We start from the raw sequence: 10818 nt of genomic DNA on the forward strand, positions 1-10818 counted from the left end.
GGATCGAACCATGGCCATAGGACAGCATGGCGACCACCGTCTGTTCACCAACGTGATGACCCTCCTGAAGCTGTTGTTCGAGAGGGAAGAGGCCCAGCTCGCCAAGCGTGAGCTGGGCATGGTTTCCAGGAACACCGCTCTCGGCGGATCGACAGACGGCTTCCGCCATATGGGCGAGATCTATTCCGAGCTCACCGGCGCCAGCCGTCAGCGGGGCAAATACGGCCTGCTGCATCCGAGCCTGGTCGGCGAGATGGATGCCATCCTGGCCGAGCGCAAGACCGTCAACTACGACAAGGACCGCATCCGCCAGGCCTTCACTCTGGTGTTGCGGGACTGCCGGACATGGCAGGACATGCGTGATGCACTGCCCAATTGCGTCAAGGATCTGATCCCCGAGTGCCGCCACCTGGCTCGAACCAGGGAGGAAGCATTCACCTTGGCAGATAATCCCAGATCATATACACAGTATATGCAGTTGCGCGAAAAGATCGAATTTTACGTCGCGGCCAGACTGCTTTACTGAGAAAATCCAGGAAGAAAATGCGGTATTTGACCCTCGGCTCCGAGGAACGGAGCTCCTATCGAATTTGCATTCTCGTCAACGATATCCGAAAGGATGAGATCCTCAAGCACTACATCAAGCCCTATGGCCTCAGCGAGGCCGAGATCATCGTCATCGATCTGCACCAGGCTCCGGGCAAGAAGAAGACGCCGGCGGCCGAGATGAAGGCCTACATCCAGGAGGAGCTGGCTCCGACTCTTGCCGACCTCAACGTCAAGTACCTGCTCGTCGCCGATGGTGAGTATTTCAAGACTTTCACCAAGGCCAAGACGGTCGACAAGGCGATCGGCTATGTGCTCGACACCGAGTTCGGCGACTGGAAGGTCGCCTACGTGCCCAACTACCGCACGGTCTTCTACGATCCGGTCAAGGTGACCCAGAAGATCGAGCTCGGCATCAATGCGCTGAAGAGCTGGCGGACCGGCACCTACCGGGATCCAGGCGTCGACATCATCAAGTTCGCCGAATATCCCCAGACCATCGAAGAGATCAGCGACTGGCTAGATCGTCTCCTGGAGATGGACAAGGATCTGGCGATTGACATCGAGGGCTTCTCGCTGAAGCACTACGATTGCGGTATCGGCACGATCTCGTTCGCCTGGTCGAAGACCGAAGGCATCGCCTTCCCGGTCGACTACGAACCCATCCCCGGCGCCACGGAAGCGCCATTCGGCCGCAACGTCAGGAATGAACTGGTCCGAGCACTGCTCCGGGAGTTCTTCCGCAAATATCTGCGCAAGGCGGTTTATCACAACATCGCCTTCGACGTTTACGTCCTGATCTACCAGCTGTTCATGGATGACCTGCTCGACAACGAGGGGCTCCTGCGCGGCCTGGAGATCATGCTCCGCAACTGGGACGACACCAAGCTCATCTCCTACCTGGCTACCAACAGCTGCGCCGGCAACCGGCTCAGCCTCAAGGACCAGGCCCAGGAGTACGCTGGCGACTATGCCCAGGAGGAGATCAAGGACATCACCAAAATACCCCTGCCGCAGCTCCTCCAGTACAACCTGGTCGACGCTCTCGGCACCTGGTTCGTTCATGAGAAGAACCACCCGAAGATGGTCGCTGACCAGCAAATTGACATCTACGAAACCATCTTCAAACCAGCCATCGTGGACATCGTCCAGATGCAGCTCACCGGAATGCCGATGGACATCGAGCAGGTGAAGCTGGTCAATCAGGCGCTGGAAGGCATCCGTGGTGATGCCTCAGATCGGATGCTTCAGCTGCCAATCATCCGAAAGTTCGAGTACATGCGCCTCGAAGCCTACACGAATCTCAAGAATTCCGAGTGGGTTAAGAAGCGCATGACCATTGCAGAAATGGCTCAGCTCGCCCAGGAGAGCGAAAACGTCCGCAAGGAGGTGACGTTCAATCCGAATTCGGGCAATCAGCTGCAGCAGCTTCTCTACGAGGTTATCGGTCTTCCTGTCATTGATTATACCGATAACAAGCAGCCCGCCACCGGTGGCAAAACCCTCAAGAAACTCGTAAATCACACCTCGGATCCAGAGGTGAAGAATTTGCTCGAAGCGCTCATGGACTTCATGGCGGTCGAGACGATCCTCACCAACTTCATGCCACACTTTCTCAATGCGCGGCTGGGTCCGGATGGTTGGCATTGGCTCTTTGGATTCTTCAATCTTGGCGGAACCGTCTCAGGACGGTTGTCGTCGAGCAAGGTGAATCTCCAGAACCTGCCGGCCAACGTCGACATGGCTTTGTCGGAAGCCTTGCTGGCGAAATTCCCGATCCTGGCACCGTTCGTAAAAGACGGAAAGCTTAGTCTTGGGAAGTTCATCAAGAGCTGCTTTGTGGCACCTCCAGGCTGGTTCTTCTGTGGCATCGACTTCGCCTCACTAGAGGACCGGATCTCGGCACTCACCACGAAGGACCCGAACAAGCTTAAGGTTTACACCGATGGCTACGACGGCCATTCAATGAGAGCTTATGCTTATTTCGGCGATCAGATGCCCGACATCGTGGATACGGTGGAGAGCATCAACACGATGGCTGATAAGGACCACGAGAACAGCAAGAAATATGGACCTCTTCGACAGGAATCGAAGACACCTACGTTCCTGCTGACCTATGGCGGCACCTACATCGGCATCATGCAGCAGCTCGGCTGGGACGAGGCAAAGGCCAAATCGGTCGAGTCCAGCTACCATGAACTCTACAAGGTCTCCGACGACTGGGTGAAAGCCAAGATCGTCCAGGCTTGCAAAGATGGATATGTCACCGCGGCCTTCGGGCTTAGGGTCAGGACGCCAATGCTTCACCAGGTCGTGCTGGGCACTTCCAAGACGCCTTTCCAGGCTGAAGCGGAGGGCAGGACGGCCGGCAATGCATTGGGACAGTCCTGGTGCCTGCTCAATTCCCGAGCAGGCTCCGAGACCATGAGTCAGGTCAGGAAGAGCGAGTTCAAACACTCGATCAAGCCCTGCGCCCAGATCCACGATGCCCAATACTATCTGGCCCGGGACAACGTCGACGTCATCGAACGCCTCAACAAGTGGGTGGTGAAAGCCTGTCAGTGGCAGAACCATCCCGACATCTGGCACGACGAGGTGAAGCTTGGTGGCGAGTTCGGTATTTTCTACCCGAACTGGAGCCATGAGGCAGTTATCCCCAACGATGCTACATCGTCGGAAATCTACGCCGCCTTCGAAAAGCACATCCACAAGCTGAACGGAAAACCAGCTCAAAAGCTTGCTGCATAAGGATCAGGGGCCGGGAGGGAAACTTCCCGGCCTCATTATCTTTGAATATCCCACAATAAAATGTGGGCCAAAATCGAGATAACCGCCTTTCATAAAAACCGCGAAGGTTTATGAGTCGTGCCAACAACGACTCTCTGATCGGGATCTCGGAACCCCAACCGACACATCGTAGTGGATTTGCTCTGGCTTTTATTATCAAGCCGGATTAGGTTCATTATGTTTCAAAATATCTGGAGATAATGCCTATCATGTCCGACAAGATTCATTTCTGGCTCGTGGCCGCCCAGGTTGTGGTGGTCAATCCCAAGACCGGAGACCAGCGGGTCAGCCTCAACGCGTTGCTGACCACCAAGGAGAACTACATCGCCCGGCTCGACCTGGCCAATGCCCAGAAGGCCGTGCTCGGCCGCTTCAGCCAGACCGCCGAGCTGGGCAAGGATGACCAGGTCGCCGACGTCTTCACGGTGAGCATCAGCCATCTCGGCCACATGACGCCGGACGAGTTCCATGCCGGCTTCAACGATGCTCCCGCAGCTCCTGCCGCGGCGAACCAGGTCAACTGACATGAACGCCCCGGTCAAGAACCAGGAGTTCAAGGCGGACGGCGGCAAGCTCTTGCCGTCGCTCCTGCTGGAGGGCGTGCCAAGAGCCCTCATGCTGATCATCGCCGTCCTGTCCTACGGCGCCCAGAAATACGAGGCACACAGCTGGAAGCGTGTCGAGGCATATCGCTACAAGGACGCCAAGCTCCGGCACATGTTCGACGAGCTCGCCGGCCTCGGTATCACCGACCCGGAGAGCGGTCTGTTGCACCTGGCCCACGAAGCCTGCAACATCCTGTTCCTGCTGGAAATGAAACTCATGAATCTGCCGGCCGACGAGTTCCAGCAGCTTCTGCGCTTCAATGCGCCTCCGATGGATCACAAGGTCGCCGCGGCAAAAGCCGAAGCTGAAGCCCAGCTGATGGACCTCTCGAAAATCCTGACCTGATTTTCAAATTATTATTGCAATAATGCGCCAAGGGGATATTCTTCAATCCCCTTGGTGAGATGCGCCCAAAATCCACCAGATAATCCCCTTCGAGGAAAACATGCGCCTGACAAATGTACACGGCCTTAGCTTGCCGTTGGCGGTTTGGCTGCTCCACGATGAGTACGACTACATCGACGAGCCCAATTACATCTCGGCCACCAGCCTGCTGAAAAGCACCCGCCAGCTGGTCCTGTCGCGCCGGGTGAACCATGAAGAGAGGGAGGTCGACATCTCGGCTTTCCTGGCTTCCAGCATGGGAACCGCCATCCACGATTCGATCGAGAAGGCGTGGACCAAGTCCGGCCGCTGGGCGATGAAGAAGCTGGGCTACCCGGACCACATCGCCGAGAACATCTGCGTCAACCCGTCCGAGGAACAGCTGCTCGCCAACACGGCGCTGATCCCGGTGTGGATGGAACAGCGGGCCTTCCGCGATATCACGGTCAACGGCGTCACCTACAAGATCGGTGGCAAGTTCGACCTGGTTCTCCAGGGACGCCTGTTCGACGCCAAGTCGACTTCGGTGTTCGCCTATCTCCTGGGTCGCAAGGACCAGGACTACGCGCTCCAGGGCGGCATCTATCGCTGGCTCAATCCTGAGCTCATCACCGACGAGCACATCTTCATCCAGTTCATCTTCACGGACTGGCAGAAGGCCCGAGCCCGTGGTGATGCGGATTATCCGCAGACCAAGGCGATCGAGTATCCGGTGCTCATGCCCTCCCTGGAGGAGACCGAGCGGTTCATCCGGAACAAGCTCACCGAGATCCAGAAATACGCCAACTCGCCGGACGAGGAGATCCCCTACTGCACCGACAAGGAGCTGTGGCGCGGAGAGACCGTCTACAAATATTACTCGGACCCGAGCAAGACCAGCGGCCGATCCACCAAGAACTTCGACGACAAGTCCGAAGCCCATGCCTTCATGGCATCCAAGGGCGGCAAGGGCATCGTTGTCGCAGTCGCCGGTGAGGTCAAGGCTTGCGAATGGTGCCCGGCGTTCAATGCCTGCAAGCAAAAGGATCAATACTTTGTCTCTTGACCTCTCAACCGTCGATCACCATCCGGCCCTGGAGGAGATCGTCGATATCCTTTGCTCGAAGACCCAGAACACCGACCGCGGCTTCTTCCGGACCGAGGTCGCCTACTTCATGGGCAAGATGGCATCGACCATGCGGGCCACGATCCAGACCAAGGACCGTGGCGAGATGCCGGTGAACATCTATGCGCTCGCCCTGGCCACTTCCGGCTACGGCAAGGGCCACTCGGTCGGCATCATGGAGGAGGAATTCCTCAAGGGCTTCAAGACCCGCTTCATGGAAGATACCTTCCCGGTGGTCGCCGACCAGAACCTGTGGGTGATCGCCAACAGTCGGGCTGCCCGCAACGGCACCGACCAGCAGGAGGAATACGACAAGGCTGCGAAGGAATTCCGCCAGGCCGGCGCCTATCCCTTCACCTTCGACTCCGGCACCCCGCCGGCGGTCAAGCAGCTGCGCCAGAAGCTCCTGATGGCCACCTGTGGCTCAGTCAACCTGCAGATCGATGAGATCGGCTCGAACCTGCTGCAGAACGCCGAGCTGCTGATCCTGTTCCTGGAGCTCTACGACCAGGGCCTGGTCAAGCAGAAGCTGACCAAGAACACGGCCGAGAACCAGCGGGCCGAGGACATGGAAGGCAAGACGCCGACCAACATGCTGCTCTTCGGAACGCCGTCGAAGCTGTTCGATGGATCCAAGACCGAGGAGGAGTTCTATTCCTTTCTCGAGACCGGCTATGCCCGTCGCTGCCTGTTCGGCTACGGCGTGCAGAACAGCCGTGCCCACCAGAACCAGACGGCGGAAGAGGTCTTCAAGTCGCTCACCCAGACGGGTGTCGATGCCGCCGTCACCAAATGGGCTCGCCACTTCTACACGCTGGCCGACCCGGCGGTGTTCGGCTGGAAGATGGAAGTCCCCGACTCGGTCTCGATCGCGGCTCTCGCCTATCGCATCGAATGCGAAAAGCAGGCCGAGAAGATGGCCGATCATGAGGAGATCAAGAAGGCCGAGCTGTCGCACCGCTACATGAAGGCGCTCAAGCTCGCCGGCGCCTATGCCTTCGTCGATGGATCCACCGAGATCCTGATGGAGCATCTGTCATCGGCGATCAAGCTGGTCGAGGAGTCCGGGGCTGCGTTCCAGACCATCCTCAACCGCGAGAAGACCTACGTGAAGCTGGCCAAGTACATCGCCGGCATCGGCACGGAAGTCACCCATGCCGATCTCCACGAGGCCCTGCCGTTCTACAAGTCGAGCCAGGCGGCGAGGAACGAGATGATGACCTTGGCGACAGCCTGGGGCTACAAGAAGCACATCATCATCAAGAAGTCGTTCGCCGACGGCATCGAGCTCTTCAAGGGCGAGACGCTGAAGGAGACTGACCTCGACAAGATCGTCGTCTCCTACTCGAACCACTGGGCCTACAACTACCTGCCCGAGGAGGTGCCGTTCGACAAGCTGCACATCCTCACCCAGACGGCCGACTTCCACTGGGCGAACCACCACTTCAAGGGCGGTCACCGCTCGGAGGAGAACGTGCTGGCTGGCTTCAACATGATCGCCATCGACGTCGACGGCGGGGCTTCGCTCCATCAGGCTCACGAGCTGATGAAGGAGTTCAAGTTCCTCACCTACACGACCAAGCGTCATTGCGACGAGGAGAACCGCTTCCGGCTGATGATGCCGATCAACTACCGCCTCGAGCTCGACCACGACGAATACAAGGAGTTCATGAACAACATCATGGACTGGCTACCGTTTGCGACCGACGAGTCGGCCAACCAGCGAGCCAAGAAGTGGGAAAGCTTCGCCGGCGGGCAACATCACTACAACCTGGAGGGCGAGATCCTCGACGTGCTGAACTTCATCCCGAAGACCAGCCGGAACGAGCTCTACAAGAAGTCGAGCCAGGACCTTGGTTCCCTCGACAACCTGGAACGCTGGTTCGCCTCCAGGATCGCCACCGGCAACCGCAACAACCAGATGATCAAGTACGCCCTGTGCCTGGTCGATGCTGGTTGGGATCTGCCAGCGGTGCAGGCCCAGGTGCATGCGTTCAACAAGAAACTGTCGGACAGCATGACCGAGCAGGAGATCGATTCTACAATTTTGGTCACCGTGGCGAAACGCTTTCAACAGCAAAACGCATGACGATGATCGAGATCTTCAACGGCCGATACTCTGTTGACGAAGACGGTAACGTCTATTCTCTGCGAAATAATGCGGGGAATAGACGGGCTGCTCCTAAATTGATGAAGCTGCGTCTGTCCAAAGAAGGTTACCTAACAGTGACCTTAACCACCGATACCGGGCGCCTATTCTGCCAGGTTCATCGATTGGTTGCTCAGGCTTTTATCCCCAATCCGATGAACAAGCCGGAGGTAAACCACAGGGACGGGATCAAGATTCACAACCGTAAGACCAATCTCGAGTGGGCTACGGAGAGTGAGAATGCACAGCACGCATTCCAACTCGGCCTTCGCGTCGGCAATCCGACCTGGGCAGGGAAAATCAATGCGGATTGTCCCAACAGCAAACCAGTCAACCAACTGGGTTTGGACGGGCAGTTGATCCAGACCTTTCCTTCGATGGCTGAAGCTCGCCGGCACGGGTTCTCGCAAGGGAACATCAGCATGGTGATCTCAGGACAACGAGATCATCACAAAGGGTTCAAATGGGCCTTTGCTTGAAGAAGGCTTGAGCAATCGAGCCTTCTTTTCTGGCTCGATTATCTCCAATAATCCGCAACTAAATCGAGGTTAATATGGCAGAAACAAACGACCAGCTGGTGCTGGTGTCGGGCTTCTCCGGCACCGGCAAGAGCGCCAGTCTGCGCAACATCAAGGATCAGGAACAGTGGATGTACCTGAACACCGAGGCCGGCAAGCGATTGCCGTTCCGGAACCAGTTCAAGAACTTCCGCATCTCCGATCCCTATCAGGTGCTGGAAGGCTTCGATCACGCGATCGCTAACCCGGACAAGTTCAAGGGTGTCATCGTCGACTCAGTGACGTTCCTCATGGACATGTACGAGTCGGTCTACGTGCTCGGCGCCAACGACACCCAGAAGGCCTGGGGCAACTTCGCCCAGTTCTTCAAGGAGCTGATGCAGCAGAAGGTGGTGCAGTTCGGCAAGCCGACGATCGTCACCGCCCACCTGCTCGATAAGCTCGACTCCACCAAGTACGAGCTGAAGACCGAGGTGCCGATCAAGGGTGCGCTGAAGAACAACGGCGTCGAAGCCTACTTCTCGACCGTGGTGTCGACCAAGAAGGTGTCGCTGCTGGAGCTGGAGAAATACGGCTCCGACCTGCTCACCATCACTGACGAAGACCGGGAGCTGGGCTTCAAGCACGTCTTCCAGACCCGGATCACCAAGGAAACGACCGGGGAACGCATCCGGTCGCCGATGGGGATGTTCACCAAGGAGCAGACCTTCATCGACAACGACTGCCAGCTCCTCCTGGATCATCTGGCAAAGTTCTACGCCAACTGATCCAGAAACCGCAAAACCAACCTGAACTAAACCACTGAAAGGACTACCAAATGTCGAATCTCTTCGGCGGACTGACCACCGACGGTCTCGAGGAAACCCAGGACCGTCTCGGCGGGTTCCGGATCCACGATTCCGGCCCGTACACCGGCACCATCAAGGCGGCTTACGCCGGCGCGGCTGCCAGTTCCAAAGCCCAGTCGATCACCGTGATCCTCGCCACCGACGATGCCGGCGAGTATCGCGAGACATTCTGGATCACCAACAAGAACGGTGAGAACTTCTTCACCAAGGACGGCAAGAAGCAGCCGCTGCCGGGCTTCACCCATGTCGACGACATGTGCCTGGTCACGACCAACAAGCCCCTCGCCGCCCAGGCGACCGAGGAGAAGGTCATGAACATCTATGACCCGGACCAGAAGAAGGAAGTGCCGAAGGGCGTCCAGATGCTGGTCGAGCTGCTCGGCAAGAAGGTCACCTTCGGCATCCTCAAGGAGCTGAAGAACAAGCAGGCCAAGAACTCGGCCGGCGTCTACGAGGATACGGCCGACAGCCGTGAGGAGAATGTCACCGACAAGATCTTCCACTACCCGTCGAACCTGACCGTCGTCGAGGCCCGCAAGCAGATCCAGACCCCGACCTTCTACGGCGCCTGGGTCGAGAAGAACAAGGGCCAGACCCGCGATCGTCGCTCGATCAAGGACGGCGTCGGCGGCCAGGCCGGTCGTTCCGGCAAGCCGGGAATGCCTCCCAAGGCCAACGACAGCGCGGCCAAGACCACCTCGCTGTTCGGCGCGTAAGGGGCAGGCAATGCTCATCCCCGTCCTCGGCATGGATCCGGCTCTCGTGAACTGGGGCCTTGCCGAGGCCAACCTCTGCTTGAAGACTGGCGTGCTTTCGACCCCCACCTCACCCTGATCCATCCGGAGGAGTTGAAGGGCAAGCAGGTGCGCCAGAATTCAAACGACCTGCACCGGTCCGAGCAGCTCTCGGCTCCGGTGTTCGCCGCGGCACGCAAGGCGAAGGTCATCTTCGCCGAGGTGCCTGTTGGTTCGCAATCAGCCAGGGCGATGGCCAGCTACGGCATCTGTGTCGGCATCCTGGGAGCTCTCCGGGCAGCAGGGCATCAGGTGATCGAGGTCACCGCCACGGAATCGAAACTGATTTTCACAGGGGACAAGAACGCCACCAAGCGAGATATGATCGACAGGGCGGTCGAGCTTTACCCTGATGCGAATTTTCCGGTGCATGCCGGCAAGATTCCAGATAAAGCTGAACACCTTGCTGATGGGATCGCTGCCATCCATTCGGGCGTGAGAACGCCTGTGTTCCAGAACTTACTCCGACTTTTCCAAGAGGTTTGAACCATGCAGATCAAAATGCGGGCCGTACTGAGCCAGGCTGAGCTCGAGGAGGCCGTGCGCCTGTTCGTGCGTCAGGAGCTCCCGTCGGCCACCGACCAGAACATCACCGTCACCTTCGAGGATGACAAGGACGGCAACCTGACCGCGGCTGTCGACATCGACAGCGCTGATGGTGGCGAAGCTCCGAGCCAGAAGCCGAAGACCACCCGCAAGAAGGCTATTCAGGGCGCCAAGGACGCCACTGTGGTTGCTGAGCAGGCTTCCGAGGAGAAGCCGGCCGAGACTACCGCCAATGTCCAGGAAGAATCGGAGAGCGCTGCTGACGCCTCCAAGGATCTGCCGTGGAAGGAAGATGCCGCCGGCACCGACCAGCCGATCGTCAAGGAAGACAAGCCGGTGACCCAGCCGAACGAGATCCCGGCCGAGACCACCAAGATCTTCCCGGATGCGGTTTCGTCGGCTGCACCGTCGGCACCGAAGCCCGACACGGCTGCCGCTGCCAAGTCGCTCTTCGCCAACCTGACGAAGCCGACCCAGTAAGCCATGGCGGTCATCAAGGCGCTGCTCATTGCAGCGCTGGTCACCTTGGGATTAT

Annotated in this window: 11 protein-coding genes; all 11 read left to right on the forward strand. The window is 58.1% G+C overall.

Annotated features, from left to right (window positions below):
• Window positions 1–10 precede the first annotated feature (10 nt).
• The 11 genes from EJ073_RS09510 (at window position 11) to EJ073_RS09560 (ending at window position 10763) form a co-directional block, all read left to right on the forward strand.
• Entirely contained in the window at window positions 11–526 is a 516-nt protein-coding gene (locus tag EJ073_RS09510; RefSeq protein ID WP_126055494.1) for a hypothetical protein, read from the forward strand.
• 17 nt (window positions 527–543) lie between these two features.
• On the forward strand, window positions 544–3294 hold the full coding sequence (locus tag EJ073_RS09515; RefSeq protein WP_126055495.1) for a DNA polymerase: 2751 nt from the start codon (window positions 544–546) through the stop codon (window positions 3292–3294).
• Window positions 3295–3542: 248 nt separating this feature from the next.
• Complete coding sequence (locus EJ073_RS09520) at window positions 3543–3857, forward strand: hypothetical protein (RefSeq protein ID WP_126055496.1); 315 nt, start codon at window positions 3543–3545, stop codon at window positions 3855–3857.
• Between the two features lies 1 nt (window position 3858).
• Window positions 3859–4284, forward strand: coding sequence for a dATP/dGTP diphosphohydrolase domain-containing protein (locus EJ073_RS09525; RefSeq protein WP_190233841.1), 426 nt, complete (start codon window positions 3859–3861; stop codon window positions 4282–4284).
• A 100-nt stretch (window positions 4285–4384) separates the two neighbouring features.
• On the forward strand, window positions 4385–5368 hold the full coding sequence (locus EJ073_RS09530) for a hypothetical protein (RefSeq protein ID WP_126055497.1): 984 nt from the start codon (window positions 4385–4387) through the stop codon (window positions 5366–5368).
• Window positions 5358–7517, forward strand: a complete 2160-nt coding sequence (locus EJ073_RS09535) for a primase C-terminal domain-containing protein (RefSeq protein ID WP_126055498.1) — start codon at window positions 5358–5360, stop codon at window positions 7515–7517. The genes EJ073_RS09530 and EJ073_RS09535 overlap by 11 nt, the downstream gene beginning before the upstream one ends.
• Window positions 7514–8056 carry an HNH endonuclease gene (locus EJ073_RS09540; RefSeq protein ID WP_126055499.1) on the forward strand — a complete coding sequence of 181 codons (543 nt, stop codon included), beginning with the start codon at window positions 7514–7516 and terminating at the stop codon, window positions 8054–8056. The genes EJ073_RS09535 and EJ073_RS09540 overlap by 4 nt, the downstream gene beginning before the upstream one ends.
• Window positions 8057–8130: 74 nt before the next feature.
• Complete coding sequence (locus tag EJ073_RS09545) at window positions 8131–8862, forward strand: AAA family ATPase (protein WP_126055500.1); 732 nt, start codon at window positions 8131–8133, stop codon at window positions 8860–8862.
• 50 nt (window positions 8863–8912) lie between these two features.
• A complete protein-coding gene (locus tag EJ073_RS09550) occupies window positions 8913–9659 on the forward strand; it encodes a hypothetical protein (RefSeq protein ID WP_126055501.1) in 747 nt (248 codons plus the stop codon).
• 132 nt (window positions 9660–9791) lie between these two features.
• On the forward strand, window positions 9792–10223 hold the full coding sequence (locus tag EJ073_RS09555; RefSeq protein WP_126055502.1) for a hypothetical protein: 432 nt from the start codon (window positions 9792–9794) through the stop codon (window positions 10221–10223).
• 3 nt (window positions 10224–10226) lie between these two features.
• Window positions 10227–10763 (forward strand): hypothetical protein, encoded by a 537-nt coding sequence (locus EJ073_RS09560; RefSeq protein ID WP_126055503.1) that lies wholly within the window; start codon window positions 10227–10229, stop codon window positions 10761–10763.
• Window positions 10764–10818: the final 55 nt, after the last annotated feature.

This window comes from Mesorhizobium sp. M4B.F.Ca.ET.058.02.1.1, assembly GCF_003952505.1.
GTDB lineage: Bacteria > Pseudomonadota > Alphaproteobacteria > Rhizobiales > Rhizobiaceae > Mesorhizobium.

Coding starts and splice junctions, on each gene's coding strand:
- EJ073_RS09510 (WP_126055494.1), top strand. CDS start 11: ATGGCCATAGGACAGCATGGCGACCACCGTCTGTTCACCAACGTGATG.
- EJ073_RS09515 (WP_126055495.1), top strand. CDS start 544: ATGCGGTATTTGACCCTCGGCTCCGAGGAACGGAGCTCCTATCGAATT.
- EJ073_RS09520 (WP_126055496.1), top strand. CDS start 3,543: ATGTCCGACAAGATTCATTTCTGGCTCGTGGCCGCCCAGGTTGTGGTG.
- EJ073_RS09525 (WP_190233841.1), top strand. CDS start 3,859: ATGAACGCCCCGGTCAAGAACCAGGAGTTCAAGGCGGACGGCGGCAAG.
- EJ073_RS09530 (WP_126055497.1), top strand. CDS start 4,385: ATGCGCCTGACAAATGTACACGGCCTTAGCTTGCCGTTGGCGGTTTGG.
- EJ073_RS09540 (WP_126055499.1), top strand. CDS start 7,514: ATGACGATGATCGAGATCTTCAACGGCCGATACTCTGTTGACGAAGAC.
- EJ073_RS09545 (WP_126055500.1), top strand. CDS start 8,131: ATGGCAGAAACAAACGACCAGCTGGTGCTGGTGTCGGGCTTCTCCGGC.
- EJ073_RS09550 (WP_126055501.1), top strand. CDS start 8,913: ATGTCGAATCTCTTCGGCGGACTGACCACCGACGGTCTCGAGGAAACC.
- EJ073_RS09560 (WP_126055503.1), top strand. CDS start 10,227: ATGCAGATCAAAATGCGGGCCGTACTGAGCCAGGCTGAGCTCGAGGAG.